Annotated in this window: 10 protein-coding genes; all 10 read right to left on the bottom strand. The window is 46.1% G+C overall.

Annotation, left to right across the window (positions count from 1 at the left end; translation table 11 throughout):
- Nucleotides 1-9 precede the first annotated feature (9 nt).
- Nucleotides 10-855, bottom strand: a complete 846-nt coding sequence (locus BACPLE_RS05905; protein WP_007559817.1) for an SGNH/GDSL hydrolase family protein — start codon at nt 853-855, stop codon at nt 10-12.
- Nucleotides 856-897: 42 nt separating this feature from the next.
- The gene (gene cysN / locus BACPLE_RS05900; protein ID WP_394357919.1) at nt 898-2343 is read right to left on the bottom strand and encodes a sulfate adenylyltransferase subunit CysN; all 1446 of its coding nucleotides are present in this window, start codon (nt 2341-2343) and stop codon (nt 898-900) included.
- Nucleotides 2344-2415: 72 nt separating this feature from the next.
- Nucleotides 2416-3327 (bottom strand): sulfate adenylyltransferase subunit CysD, encoded by a 912-nt coding sequence (gene cysD, locus BACPLE_RS05895; RefSeq protein ID WP_007559812.1) that lies wholly within the window; start codon nt 3325-3327, stop codon nt 2416-2418.
- 12 nt (nt 3328-3339) lie between these two features.
- Nucleotides 3340-3951: an adenylyl-sulfate kinase gene (gene cysC, locus BACPLE_RS05890; RefSeq protein WP_007559810.1), complete on the bottom strand. Its 612-nt coding sequence runs from the start codon at nt 3949-3951 to the stop codon at nt 3340-3342.
- A gap of 25 nt (nt 3952-3976) precedes the next feature.
- Nucleotides 3977-5518 carry an SLC13 family permease gene (locus BACPLE_RS05885; RefSeq protein ID WP_007559808.1) on the bottom strand — a complete coding sequence of 514 codons (1542 nt, stop codon included), beginning with the start codon at nt 5516-5518 and terminating at the stop codon, nt 3977-3979.
- An 11-nt stretch (nt 5519-5529) separates the two neighbouring features.
- Nucleotides 5530-6339: a 3'(2'),5'-bisphosphate nucleotidase CysQ gene (gene cysQ, locus BACPLE_RS05880; RefSeq protein WP_007559806.1), complete on the bottom strand. Its 810-nt coding sequence runs from the start codon at nt 6337-6339 to the stop codon at nt 5530-5532.
- A gap of 96 nt (nt 6340-6435) precedes the next feature.
- Complete coding sequence (locus tag BACPLE_RS05875) at nt 6436-8100, bottom strand: amino acid permease (protein WP_007559804.1); 1665 nt, start codon at nt 8098-8100, stop codon at nt 6436-6438.
- A gap of 53 nt (nt 8101-8153) precedes the next feature.
- The gene (locus BACPLE_RS05870; protein WP_007559802.1) at nt 8154-9476 is read right to left on the bottom strand and encodes a TolC family protein; all 1323 of its coding nucleotides are present in this window, start codon (nt 9474-9476) and stop codon (nt 8154-8156) included.
- Nucleotides 9473-12505, bottom strand: a complete 3033-nt coding sequence (locus BACPLE_RS05865) for an efflux RND transporter permease subunit (protein ID WP_007559801.1) — start codon at nt 12503-12505, stop codon at nt 9473-9475. The genes BACPLE_RS05870 and BACPLE_RS05865 overlap by 4 nt, the downstream gene beginning before the upstream one ends.
- A gap of 11 nt (nt 12506-12516) precedes the next feature.
- Nucleotides 12517-13593: an efflux RND transporter periplasmic adaptor subunit gene (locus tag BACPLE_RS05860; protein ID WP_007559800.1), complete on the bottom strand. Its 1077-nt coding sequence runs from the start codon at nt 13591-13593 to the stop codon at nt 12517-12519.
- Nucleotides 13594-14267 lie beyond the last annotated feature (674 nt).

Genomic DNA, 14267 nt, shown 5'->3' with positions numbered 1-14267 from the left:
TTATTCTTTTTACTTAAATGAAGAAGGGAGGGCCATCATCTGATACATCAGTGTCTTGGCCATCCGTTTGTGGCCTTCTGCATTGGGATGAAGTCGGTCTGTCTCTCCATTGTGGAAATAAGGTACATGGGAATCATTCATGGGGTATAGGCCGCTTAGACTATTCAAATCGATGACGGGTACAGCCCAAACATTTCCGGCTTCTTTGATTGTTTGCACGTAATCACTTATGAATAAGCCTTTGCTGTTGGTGAAGGCTTCTTCTGGTTGTACATTGTTGTTTCCAAATTGTGCAAATCCTCGATGCAGAGGCGTAAGCAAAATGATTTGCTGGGTTGGGAAATTCGTTTTCAGATAATCCATCAGTCTGTTTATACGTCCGCAGAATGTGTCTGTATCTGTGCTCATCTCACGGTAAGTTCTTTCTGCTTTCTTCCCGTTCGGCATAGGAGCATCACGTTTTACTTCTTCGAACCATTTACCGATGGGAACTCCTGCATTAAAATCATTGGTTCCGGCAAAAACGATGATAGCATCTGTTTCTTGTCCGTGTTCTTGCAGAAGCAGTTGTGCCTGCTTTAGCAAACCATCCATCTGATTTCCATTGATGCCGTATGAGAAAGCTTCGATTCCTAGCATTTCTGTTAAGTACTCCCAGTAGCACTTTTGTGTACCGATTCGTTGCTTGTCTGTAATGGAGTCGCCCAGAAAAGCTACTTTTTTGCCTTTCCATTGATGGCTTTCATTGGCAGAAGTATAAGTTTCTGCTGAAATTTCCATTGCGTGAATAAAGGCAGAAGCGTCCATGTGAACCAAAAGTGCTGCCATTGCGAGAGCTGTGAATTTTTTATTCATACCTTACCGTGTGTTAAGAGTGTTTCTATTTTCCCGAAGGATTTATTTCTTTATTTCCACAGCAATACCTTGACGTTCCAGTTCTTTTACGGCACGTTCAATGGCTTCGTAGTGCTCTGGAGCGATTCCCAGTTTCGGCAGGTTGAGGACAGGCAGTTCCATCTGGTTGTGCATGTCTTTGTCGGCCACCTGATTGATAATCATACCTACTGCACTGGTGTTGTTGGTAATTGGGTCAATCAGGATAAAGGCACCGGTCGTTTTGTTCTTTGTATATGGGTCGAAGAACAGTTCCTTTGAAGAAGTCAGTACCACATGGGCTATCTGGTTGAGTTGCATAGGAACATCTTCCTTGGTCAGACGTCCGTTTTCTACAGACAGGTGTTCCATGGTGTTGATATCTACCTTGTACTTGATGTTGTCGATACGGGTACGGCTGGTATTGGTGGTCTGTTTCAGGAAGAACGATTTTTCCATGTCCATTTTTTCTTCGTCCATCCATACGAGCATAGCTTCGAAGTTACGTCCAACCAACGGCATGTTGTCCGGGTGTACCAGCATTTCACCACGGGATACATCGATTTCGTCTTCCAGTGTCAGGGTTACAGACATAGGTGGGAAGGCATAGTCGAGTTCGCCGTCATAGGTCACGATACTTTTCACGTGAGAACGCTTGCCAGAAGGAAGAGCTACTACTTCATCACCTTTGCGGATGACGCCGGAAGCCACTTTCCCACAGAAACCACGGAAGTCGAGGTTCGGGCGGAGTACATATTGTACCGGATAGCGGAAGTCGTTCAGGTTATGGTCGTTACCGATATGTACGGTTTCAAGGAATTCCAGCAAGGCTGGACCTTCGTACCATGGAGTACGATCTGATTTTTCTACTACATTGTCACCTTCAAGGGCTGAAAGTGGAATGCACTGTACGTCGGGGACTCCTAACGGGGAGATGAAAGCGGTATATTCTGCTACAATCTTGTCGAATACTTCTTTTGAGTAGTCAACCAAGTCCATCTTGTTGACAGCCAATACCACGTGCTTGATACCTAACAGAGATACCAGATAAGTGTGGCGGCGGGTCTGTGTGATGACACCGGTACGGGCATCAACTAGGATGACTGCCAAGTTGGCGGTAGAACCACCAGTAATCATGTTACGGGTGTATTGTTCGTGTCCCGGAGTGTCGGCAATGATGAACTTACGGTTGTTGGTAGAGAAATAACGGTAAGCCACATCGATAGTGATACCTTGTTCACGTTCAGCTTTCAGTCCGTCGAGTAGCAGGGCATAGTCGATGTGTTCACCGGCATTTCCCATACGCTTGCTGTCGCGTTCCAAAGCGTCGAGCTGGTCTTCATACAATTTCTTACTATCGAACAGCAGACGACCGATTAGTGTAGATTTACCGTCGTCTACTGAACCTGCGGTCAGGAAACGGAGCAGGTCTTTTTGTTCATCTTTTGCCAGGAATTCTTCGATGGACATCTTGCCTCTGGCTTCTCCTTCCATCGGGTTGCCTGATTTGCTTTTATCTAATTCTTCCATGTTGTTGCGTAATTAAAAATATCCTTCACGTTTCTTTTGTTCCATACTGGCTTCCTGGTCGAAGTCGATGACACGGGTAGTACGTTCACTCTTGGTGGTAGTCATCATTTCCTCTACAATCTTTTCGATGGTATCGGCTTCGCTTTCAATGGCTCCTGTCAGCGGCCAGCACCCTAAGGTACGGAAACGGATTTTCTTCATTTCAATCTTGTCGCGGTATTTTTCCGGCAGACGGTCATCGTCGGGCATAATTAGCTGTCCGTCCATATTGACTACCGGGCGTTCTTTGGCGAAATACAGCGGTACGATTGGAATATTTTCAAGGCGGATATATTGCCAGATGTCTAGTTCTGTCCAGTTGCTCAATGGGAATACACGGATGCTTTCACCTTTGCGGATACGGGCATTGTAGATGTCCCAGAGTTCCGGACGCTGGTTTTTAGGATCCCACTGGTGGAATTCGTTACGGAAAGAGAAGATACGTTCCTTAGCACGTGATTTCTCTTCGTCACGGCGTGCCCCACCGAAGGCAGCGTCAAATTTATATTTGTCGAGAGCATGGAGCAGGGCCTGTGTCTTCATCAGGTCGGTATGTACTTTACTTCCGTGAGTGAAGGGACCTACGCCTGCTTTGAAAGCTTCCATGTTGCTTTCTACAATCAGGTTCCAGCCGTATTTCTTGGCATATTCATCACGGAACTGAATCATTTCCTTGAATTTCCATTTAGAGTCGATGTGCATCAGTGGAAAAGGTACTTTTCCCGGAGCGAAGGCTTTTTCAGCCAGACGGACCATGACGGATGAGTCTTTTCCGATACTGTATAGCATTACCGGATTTTCAAATTCGGCAGCCACCTCACGAATAATGTGAATAGACTCGGCTTCGAGTTCTTTCAGGTGGCTTAAATTGTATTCTTCTTGCATGGTTATATATGTTTATTTTTTGATTACTTTCGGAAGAATCAAGTCGAGCAGCTGGTCAACAGATTCTTTAAGGGATAATTTCGACGTGTCGAGTGAAAGAGCCGGATGGGTCGGTGCTTCGAACGGGGCAGAGATGCCGGTGAAGTTCTTGATTTCTCCACGGCGTGCCTTGGCATAGAGACCTTTTACGTCACGACGTTCGCATTCTTCTAACGGCGTGCTGACGTAGATTTCTAAGAAATCCTCTTTTCCGATAATTCCGGCAGCCATTTCACGTATCTCATTATTGGGGCTGATAAAAGCGGCCAGAGTGATGATGCCGGTATCGACGAACAGCTTACCGACTTCTGCAATGCGGCGAATGTTTTCTACACGGTCTTCTGCCGAGAATCCTAAGTTATTGTTGATACCGCTGCGGATGTTGTCGCCATCCAGGATACGGCATAGCAGGCCGCGCTGCTGTAGCTCACGTTCCAGGGCAATAGCGATGGTACTTTTGCCAGAACCGCTTAGTCCGGTAAACCAGATCATGAGTCCGTGTTGTTTCAGCAATTCTTCCTTGTCGGCACGACCTAACATGCGGTCGAATATAGGATAGATATGATTTGTTTCTTGGTTGTTCATATTTTAAAGCGTATTTAAATTAGTTTTAAAACGGCCATATCAGCGGGATGAGGAAAACGGAAATCAGGAACGTGATTATGTTCAGCGGTAATCCGATACGGACGAAGTCGGTGAACTTGTAGTTTCCGATACCTTGTACAATCAGGTTGGTCTGATAGCCGATAGGGGTGGAGAAACTGGCTGAGGCTGCCATGCAGATGACCACGAAGAAGGGCATCGGGTTGACGCCTAACTGGGTGGAGAGGGATAAGGCGATGGGGAAAGCGAGTGCCGCCGCCGCATTGTTGGTTATCAGTTCTGTAAAGATATTCGTAATGATAAACAGTACGGCCAGCAATACGTAGGGACCATAATCGTGACTCAGGCTGATGATATATCCAGCCAATAAATCCGCTACTCCTGAATTTTCCATGGCTTTGCTAATAGCGAAAGCACAGGCAATTGTAATCAGAATATCCCATGAAATATATTTGGTATACTTCTGTGGTGGGAATATTTTGCTCCACGCCATAATGACTGTTGTGATGGATACGAAGAAGAACATATCCAGTTTGATACCTTCAGGAAGGTATTGCTCGATACCTGGCAGTTCGCCTACGGTGGCCCCTACAATCATGAACAAGAGTAGGAAAAGGGTAAACCAGCGTTTCTTCTTGCCGGCAGGTTCGTATTCCTTTCCGTTGGCCAGCATAAGGAAGACAGATGATTCTCCCCATGTTTGGATAAAGCTGTCATCGGTTAGTACTACCAGTGTATCTCCTTCTCGGAAGCTTACTTCATTCAAATCGGTATAGGTACGTCCGCTACGGCGAAGTTCCTTGATTTCAGCTCCATAATGGCGCTTGAAATCAAATTCACGAACTCTTTTGTTGATACCCGGAAATCGGGGACCGATAACGGCTTCTACAAGGTGTAGGGAGGAATCGTTATCGTCTTCATTCGTCGTTTCCGGGCGGTTAGCTGGTAATAGTTTCTTAGAAAATAGAAACAGATAGATGATACCGGCTAATGCGATGAAGATACCTACTTTTCCTAGTTCGAACATGCTGAACCCTTTCATTCCTGCATCAAGAATCATGCTGTGTACCACCAGGTTGGTAGAAGTTCCTATCAGGGTACAAATACCTCCTAAAATTGTTACATACGAAAGAGGTATCAGGAAGTAAGTGGCCGGAAGCTTGACATAGTTGGCCCAGCGTTTGATGATGGGGGCAAAAATGACAACAACCGGTGTATTGTTCAGAAATGCCGAAATGAAGGCAATACTTGGCAACATACGTACTTGAGCCTTGAATACGGAAGTCTTTTCCTGAGGAAGCAGCTTCTTGATAAGCTGAGTCAAGGCACCGCTCTGGCGGACACCTTCACTTACCAGAAACAGCATGGCGACGGTAATCATACCTTTGTTGCTGAAGCCTTCCAGCATTTCTTTAGGGGTAAGAATACCCGTACAAAGGAAAATGACAACCACCGAGAACAGAATCATTCCCGGACGCATCTTATCCATAATCAATGCGGTCAGCATGGCCACAAGTGAAAGAAGTACGATGATAATCTCGATAGACATAAATTAGTGGGTTATTCTGCAATGAACCAGGGGTTCAGCAGATCTGTTTTATTGTATTGTAGCGGTTCTGTCTTTCCTGCCTGGTATACTTCCTTCCCGGAAGCACGGATAATGGCATGTCCGGCTGCAGTATCCCACTCCATAGTAGGAGCAAAACGAGGATATACGTCGGCATTTCCTTCGGCAATGAGGCATAGCTTTAACGAACTTCCCTTGGAAATTGTTTCCACATGTGCATGTTTTTGCTGCATTTCATGGATGTAAGCTTCCGTTTCAGGAGTCAGGTGTGAGCGTGAGGCTACGATGACAAATGTATCGTCTGTCCGGTTAGCATACGGCAGACGTTCGGCTTGCTCCATCAGTGCATCCAGCGACGGATAAGCTTCTATATCGGTAATGTCTTTGATTTTGTAGGCTCCCAGTTCAATGTCGGCAAAATAAAGTTCCTGCTTTACCGGAATGTAAATGACTCCAGCTTCAGGACAACCATTCTTTACATAGGCAATGTTTACGGTAAATTCTCCGTTACGTTTGATAAACTCTTTAGTACCGTCTAATGGATCGACTACCCACAATTCTTTCCATTGTTGTCTTTCTTCTGGGGTGATTTTAGCTCCTTCTTCGCTCAAAACGGGGTAAGGAGTCGCAGCCAGTGCTTGAGCAATGATTGCATGCGACTTGCGGTCGGCAATGGTCAGCGGAGAATTATCCGCTTTTTTTTCTATTTCAAAATCTGCTTTCGGGTCTGTATAAACAGACATAATTTCTGCTCCTGCAGCAAGGGCGGCCTGAATGGCCGTGTATAATATATTTTTATCCATAATAGTATAAATCGCTGTAAAATAACTGCTTTTTTATATGCTGGTTGTGGTTTATTATTCGTTTTTTCTGTTCCTGACGATTTTTTATAACTTCTTTTAAGAAACTTTGGCCCGATTGTGTGGGTGTTTCCAAATTCGCCACATGTAAAAAGCGCAGTGTGTGAAGGCAAACACAAAAGAAATGGTCAGCAGGGTTTTGTCTGCATCCCATCCTACGGTTTGCTGATGCCATAGTCCGGTAATCACACTCAGAATAGACAAAAGAAGTCCGGTCAGGTTTAATACAATATCTCCTTTACGGTGCTTTTGACCATACTCCAGTTTGCTGTGATAGATTCCGTATGAAGCATAGACATCCAGTCCGACAAGCATCCACAGCACCAGGCGTATCCATGTATCGGCCGGCAGGAAGCTCATCATGCACATGCAGGTGAGGATGCCCATAATTGGAACGAAGGGTACGAAGGGAGTCTTGAAAGCGCGGGGCACATCAGGCATGGTCTTGCGTACAATCAGGATGGCAGCACAGACTAAGGTGAATGCCAAAAGTGTACCGATACTGGTCATTTCTCCTGCTACTTGTGCTGGGATAAATCCCGCCAACAGGCTGACGACTATCATAAACAGGCAGTTGCTGTGTACGGGTGTACGGAAGCGTTGGTTGATTTTGGAGAAGAACGGTGGCAAAAGACCGTCGCGGCTCATGCTCAGGAATACACGGCTTTGTCCGAGCAGGGTGACCATGATTACCGAGCAATATCCGAACAGAATAGCCAGAATGATGGCTTTGTTCAACCATGGATAAGCGGGTTGTATGATGCCTGTGGCATCGGGATGCCCCATCTTTTCAATGGCTACAGCTACCGGAGCAATTCCCACCTGTCCGCTGAAATCGGTATAGTGGGCTACTCCTGTCATGACATGTGCAAAGAGAATATATAAGATGGTGCAGACCAATAAGGATACTAAAATACCGATAGGCATATCCCGTTTCGGATTTTTGGTTTCCTGCGCTGCTGTGCTTACCGCATCGAATCCCAAGAAGGCGAAAAAGACAATCGCTGCTCCACGGAAAATGCCGGAAACGCCGAATTCTCCTAATGTACCCGTATTAGCTGGAATGTAAGGAGTATAGTTGTCATTTTGAATAAACTGCCAGCCTAGTATTACAAAAATCAGGATGACAGCTATTTTCAGAAATACAATCAGTCCGTTAAAGAAAGAACTTCCGGCGGTACCTCGCATCAGAATTAAGCTCATGAGGACCACGATAATCATAGCAGGAATATTGACAATGCCCCCGTCCCATGGGCATGCTGTGAATGCATGGGGTAAATCAATACCTACTCCTTGCAGGAATACGGTCATGTAGCGGCTCCAACTGATACTGACAGTGGTAGCTGCTACAGTATACTCCAATACTAAGTCCCATCCGATAATCCAGGCAATAAGCTCTCCCATGGTGGCATAGGAGTAGGTATAGGCACTTCCGGATACAGGAATCATGGAAGCAAATTCTGCATAACAGAGTCCGGCAAAACAACAGCCGATAGCTGCAATGATAAAGGAAAGTGTGATGGCTGGTCCGGTATAAGAAGCTGCTACGGTTCCCGTTATTGAAAATAATCCGGCTCCGATGATTACGCCTACCCCAAGGGCTACCAGACTAACAGGACCCAGCACCCGTTTGAGGGTACCACTTCCAGTTTCTTTAGCTTCTGCTTGTAAAGCCTCTATACTTTTTCGAATAAAAAGCCCCATTTCTTTGTCTGTTTTTTATTGTCCGACAAAGGTAGGAAAAATTACTGAATATCTTATTTCAGATATTGTGTAACCTTTCCGCTGAGCTGTAGTAAAGAGATTTCGCACATCTTGGTATCGTATTCGGCAGAAAGAATTCGTTCTTCGGCATCGAGTAGGCTTTTTTGCGCTTCACGCATTTCAATACCCGATAAGTCGCCCAGCAGGTAGCGTTCTTTGGCGATTTCATGATTCTCCTTGGCTGAAATCAAGTTTTGACGTTCCAGTTCCAGCAAGCGAAGGTTGTTTCGGTAAGCCTGCCACAGGTTGCTAAGGTCGGCCCGTAAGCTTTGTTCCAGTTCATCGCGGGCAAATTGTGCATTGCGGATGGCCAGGCTGGCATTTCGTTTTTCCCGTTTCCGGTTACCGTCGAAGATGTTGAATCCGATAGTGACGCCTCCGCTGAATCCCCAGTTGCTTCGTTGGCGTGTGGCATTTACGTCGTATTTGTTGAGGGTGTATCCGTAACCTGCATTCAGTCGTACGTACGGATAATTACGTGACAATATTTTTTTATAATCCAACTGAGCCAATACGGTATTTTGGTCAGCTTGTAATAAGGAGGCATTGGTTTGAAGGGCCCCTTCCCACAAATCATTGAATTCCAGGCTTTCGTTTACGTCAATCACAGAATCTTTTACACTGAGTGGGCGGTCCATGTCCTTGACGGCCATCAGCTCATTGAGATTGATACGCGAGGTGTGTACCAGCTCTCTTTGTTTGATATACTGCGCACGGTCAGCATTAAAGTCGACGGTGGCCTGCTGATAGTCCAGTCGGGAGAAATTTCCGATATGATAACGTTCTTCTACGATACGCAGGCGTTCTCTGGACAGCGACACAGCATAACGGAAGTTTTTCAAGCGAATTTCCTGCTGGATGTAATTATAATACTCCGCAGTAAGACTGGCAATGAAGTCTTCAATGGCAATTCGGGTGTTGGTGGCACCTTGACGTTCCAGTTCTTTCAGTTGTTTGTAAGTGGTGCTGATGTTGAAGCCGTCAAAGATGGTCCAGTTCAAATCTACTCCAGCATCCAAGGTCTGGTCATACACACCACGAAGCTTGGTAGTTTCACCTGTAGCCCGTGCCTGCGTATTGCTGTTGTCTGCATTTCCGGTATATCCGGCAGTCAGATCCACCGTGGGCAAGTAACCGGCATTTCCTAACGTCGCATTGTTTTTACTTATCTGCTCCTCGTTGCGGGTAATGCGAAGTGAATAGTTGTTCGCCAGTCCCTCTTCCAGGCACTGTTTTAACGTATAGGTGTACTGGGCTTGTGCGGTTATTTCACCTCCCAGCAAACATATCATAAAATAAATAAGCCGTTTTTTCATTTTCTTTCTTTTTTAGCACGGTTTGTCGAAATATACGAATAGATAGCAGGTACAATGTACATGGTCAGGAAGGTAGATACCAACATACCACCCACTACAGCTACTCCCATGGCAATGCGCTGATTAGCTCCTTCTCCTGAGGCAAAAGCCAGCGGCAACAAGCCCAGGATGGTCGAAGCACTCGTCATCAGGATGGGCCGTAAACGTTGAAGGGCAGCATCGCGGATGGCCTGCATCTTGTCTTCGCCTGCTTCTTGTTTTTGGTTGGCAAACTCTACAATCAAAATACCGTTCTTGGCTACCAGACCAATCAGCATGATGATGCCAATCTGACTGAAAATGTTCATGGTAATGTCTCCAAAATACATGAATACCAACGCTCCGGCAATGGCCAGAGGAACAGTCAGCATGATGATGAATGGGTCCTTGAAACTTTCAAACTGTGCAGAAAGTATCAGGTAAATCAGTACGAGTGCCAGAATAAAGGCAAACATTAGACTGGAGGAACTTTCACGATATTCCTTTGAGTCGCCCGACAAAGCCGTGCGGAAGGTATCATCCAGTACGTTGGCTGCAATCTTGTCCATTTCGTCCAGACCGTCACCAATGGTTTTTCCTTCAGCCAGTCCGGCAGAAATCGTAGCTGAGATAAAACGGTTGTAGTGATACAGTTTGGGAGGCGCTACGGCTTCTATGAATTCCACCAGGTTATCCAGCTGAATCATTTCACCCTTGTCGCTGCGGATATAGATGGATTTAATATTGGCGGGTTGGTTGCGTTGTTGGCGGTTAATCTGACCGAGAATTTCATATTGTTTCCCGTTCATATAGAAATATCCCATACGCTGTCCGCTTAATCCGTATTGTAAGGTTTCTCCAATGTCGCGCACGCTTACTCCCATGGTACCCGCTTTGTCGCGGTTGATGGTGACACGCATTTCCGGACTACTGAATTTCAAGTCTACGTCGGCCATCTGGAAGGTCGGGTTGTCGTACACTTGTGCCAGGAACTCTGGTAGAACCTCCTGTAGCTTTTCGATGCTGACAGCCTGTAGCACGTATTGTACCGGCATGCTGGCTCTTCGTCCGCCGAAAGAAGATTGCTGCTGTACGAAGGAACGTGCTTTGGTGTGGGTACGGATGGCTTTCGAAATCTGTTCGGCCACCTGCATCTGCGTATAGTCGCGTTCCTTGATGTCTTTCAAGGTAATCTGAATGTTTCCGCTACCACTGGATACGCGGGCGGAGACGAAGGCGGCATCCGGTACGATTGAGTCTACCAGCGTGTTGATCTCTTCCGTATAATCGCGTATGTACTCATAGCTGGCCCCTTCTGCCGCACGGGTTCGGATATTGATTTGTGAACGGTCCTCCAACGGAGCCATTTCTGCAGGTATTTCTCCCCATAAATAACCGATGAGCACCAGTGTGATGATGGTAAACGGAATGGCAATGACACGTTTTCGTAGGAAGGCGTTGAGCGAACGTGAGTAGACACGGTTCATTCCTTCGAAGAAAGGCTCTGTCTTCCGATAGAACCAGTTTTGCTTTTCCCTGTGTTTCAAAAGTTTGGTAGCAAGCATCGGGGTGAATGTCAGGGCTGCAAAAGAAGAGATGATAACCGAACCGGCTACCACGAAACTGAATTCCCTGAACAGACGTCCGCTAGTGCCTTCCATGAACACAATCGGGATAAATACAGCGGCCAGTGTAATGGTGGTAGAGATGACGGCGAAGAAGATTTCCTTGGCTCCTTCAATACCGGCTTCAAAAGGCTTCATTCCCCGTTCGATGCGGATATAGATGTTCTCCGTCATAACAATGGCATCGTCCACAACCAGTCCCACGGACAAGACGACAGCCAGCATCGTAAGCACGTTGATGGAGAATCCTGCCACGTACATCACGAAGAATGCTCCAATTAGGGAAACCGGAATCACGATACAGGGTATCAGTGTCACGCGCCAGTCGCGCAAGAAAAGGAAAATGATGATGATAACCAGTACAAAAGCTTCGTATACCGTACTCTCTACTTCTGCAATGGAGGCGCGGATGAAGCGGGTATTATCGAAGCCGTAGGTATATTCTACGTCATCGGGTAAGTCCTTCTGCATCTGCTCCATACGTTCGTATACGGCATCTGCAATATCAATGTGGTTGGCTCCCGGCTGAGGGATAACTACCACACCGACCATGGGCACACCGTTCATCTTCATGTAGCTTTTGATGTCGGCCGGTCCCAATTCGGCATACCCGATGTCGCTGAAGCGTACTACCTGTCCATTCTGTTCCTTTAAGATGATGTTGTTGAATTCTTTAGCTGTATGCATCTGTCCCATGGTACGCAGGGTAAGCTCCATAGTATTTCCTTCGATACTTCCTGAAGGAAGTTCCAGGTTCTGATCGTTGATGGCATTCTTGACGTCTACAGGCGTAATTCCGTAACCAGCCATTTTTACCGGGTCCAGCCACAGGCGCATGGAGTAACGTTTCTCTCCCCAGATGGATACGCTGCTGACATCCGGAATGGTCTGTAACTGCTCCTTGACCGTTAAATCGGCTATTTCACTCAGTTCCAGCAGTGAACGGGTATTGCTTTGGATGGCTACCATCAGGATGGGGCTGGCATCCGCATCGGCTTTGGAAACGGTAGGAGGGTCACAGTCGCGTGGCAGGTAACGCTGTGCACGTGATACCTTGTCGCGTACGTCGTTGGCGGCTGTTTCCAAATCCACTGACAACTCAAACTCTACCGTAATACGGCATTGTCCCTGCTGGCTGGTACTCGACAGGGAGCGGATACCCGGAATACCGTTGATGTTCTGCTCCAGAGGTTCCGTAATCTGGTTTTCAATGACTTCCGCATTTGCTCCCGGATAACTGCAGGTCACTGAGATAATCGGGTTATCCACCGATGGATATTCACGTACTCCTAAAGTCGTATAACCAATCAGTCCGAATAGCAGGATGATGATGGTGAGTACGGTGGCCAGTACCGGCCTTCGTATACTAAGTTCGGATATGTTCATACGGCAGAAGGTTAGTTGATTTGGTCAAGAATTACCGGCATGCCGGTACGTAGCTGCAAGGTACCGGAAGTAAGTATGGTATCTCCTGCAGACAGGCCTTTTAATATTTGTACTTCTGCTTCCGTGCGGATACCTATCTCTACATCCACTGGTTCAGCCAGTCCCGAACGGTACAAGAACACCTTGTTCTTTCCCATTTCCGGCACGATGGCTTCCGAGGGGATGGCAATGGCATCTTGAATTTCCTGTTGTTTCAGCGCGATGTCTGCATAACGTCCGGGGAGCAGTTCTCCATTTCGGTTCGGATAGAGGGCACGTACGGTCAGAGTATGTGTTTCCTCATTGATACGTGACTCAGTGGCATATACTTGCGAATTGAAAGTTTCCAGCCGTCCTTCAATTTTAAAGGTCAGGTTGGTACCTTTCTGAATCTGTCGGGCATAACGTTCCGGCACGGCAAACTCTACTTTCAACGGAGTGATTTTAGTCAGCTTGGCAATGACCGTAGTCGGAGAGGCATAGGCTCCCAGACTGACCTGTCGCAATCCGATGATACCGTCAAACGGAGCGCGGAGTTCCGTCATGGCAATATTGGCCTTTACATTTTCTATGTCGGCATTGAGGGTGGCCAGTTCCGTCTTTACCTGTTCGTATGCTTCCTTACTGACCGCATCGCGTTGCAGCAAGGCATTTTGGCGGAACACGCGGTCCTCAGCCAGTGGCATCTGGGCTTCTAGGCGTTTCAACTGAGCCTGTAGCTGGCTGTCGTTCACTTTGGCCAGCAACTGCCCCTTTGATACGAAACTACCTTCCGTAAATTCGATGCTGGTAATTTTTCCAGAGGTTTCAAAAGACAGATCTACCTCTTCATCCGGCATCAGCTTTCCGCTTACAAACAGCTGGTCCGTAAGCAGATGAGGCTTGATAATCTTCGCATTTACATTAAGTGCCTTGTTCTTGTCTATTGGTGATTTTTTTTCAGCTGCAGTCAGTTCCTTGTTCTCTCCGGGAGTAAATGTATGAATGCCCAAAGCGGTCAGCCCTGCACCTACCAAAACGATAATTCCCCATTTAATTCGTTTGTCCATGTGTTTATTAGAGTCTGGTTAAATAATTATTTGGCAAACATATTGATTTATTGAAAGAATACCATGTTTTTTATATTTTTTATAGTTAAAAGAACCCTTTTAGGGAAGTGAAATCGTAATTATCGGAAAGGGATTTGTGAAAAACATAGACTGAGGTTGTTAATTTTATGGAAAACTGAGAATCGCTTTTTTATATTCGTTATCGTACTGCTATCTTTGCATACCGATTGTGTATTTATACTATGTTATCTCATATTGTTAGAAAAAATAAGTTTTTCCGGGCCTTATGTATGATGATGTTGCTACTCATACATATGGATGCGTATGCGTATGAGGTAATAAGTGCATGTCAGATTGATACACAAGAAGAAATGACGATACCTTCTGCCGCTGATACCTTTCAGGAAGAAGATACCAATATCCTTGAGTGGGAGGATTTATCTTATTCAAAAACCTCTGTGCGTTCTTTTTTCTGGTGGTTTGTATTAGGTTCGCTTCCTTTATTTTTCATTTGCTTTCGAAACTTTATTGCTGATATTTCTGTAATAGTCCGTACTGTATCCTTACGCGTATTTCCTGTACGCCCGTATGTGACTTTTTGTACCTTATTGATTTAGTCTTTTCGCGCATTGCGTGAAAAAAAGCGTGTTCCGGTCTGGTGTTATACCCGATCG

It is taken from the genome of Phocaeicola plebeius DSM 17135 (assembly GCF_000187895.1).
Taxonomy (GTDB): Bacteria; Bacteroidota; Bacteroidia; order Bacteroidales; family Bacteroidaceae; genus Phocaeicola; species Phocaeicola plebeius.
Note: the sequence above shows the minus strand (reverse complement) of the source record. Positions and strands in the feature narration are given on the sequence as shown.

Coding starts and splice junctions, on each gene's coding strand:
- BACPLE_RS05905 (WP_007559817.1), bottom strand. CDS start 855: ATGAATAAAAAATTCACAGCTCTCGCAATGGCAGCACTTTTGGTTCAC.
- cysN (WP_394357919.1), bottom strand. CDS start 2,343: ATGTCCATCGAAGAATTCCTGGCAAAAGATGAACAAAAAGACCTGCTC.
- cysD (WP_007559812.1), bottom strand. CDS start 3,327: ATGCAAGAAGAATACAATTTAAGCCACCTGAAAGAACTCGAAGCCGAG.
- cysC (WP_007559810.1), bottom strand. CDS start 3,951: ATGAACAACCAAGAAACAAATCATATCTATCCTATATTCGACCGCATG.
- BACPLE_RS05885 (WP_007559808.1), bottom strand. CDS start 5,518: ATGTCTATCGAGATTATCATCGTACTTCTTTCACTTGTGGCCATGCTG.
- cysQ (WP_007559806.1), bottom strand. CDS start 6,339: ATGGATAAAAATATATTATACACGGCCATTCAGGCCGCCCTTGCTGCA.
- BACPLE_RS05875 (WP_007559804.1), bottom strand. CDS start 8,100: ATGGGGCTTTTTATTCGAAAAAGTATAGAGGCTTTACAAGCAGAAGCT.
- BACPLE_RS05870 (WP_007559802.1), bottom strand. CDS start 9,476: ATGAAAAAACGGCTTATTTATTTTATGATATGTTTGCTGGGAGGTGAA.
- BACPLE_RS05865 (WP_007559801.1), bottom strand. CDS start 12,505: ATGAACATATCCGAACTTAGTATACGAAGGCCGGTACTGGCCACCGTA.
- BACPLE_RS05860 (WP_007559800.1), bottom strand. CDS start 13,593: ATGGACAAACGAATTAAATGGGGAATTATCGTTTTGGTAGGTGCAGGG.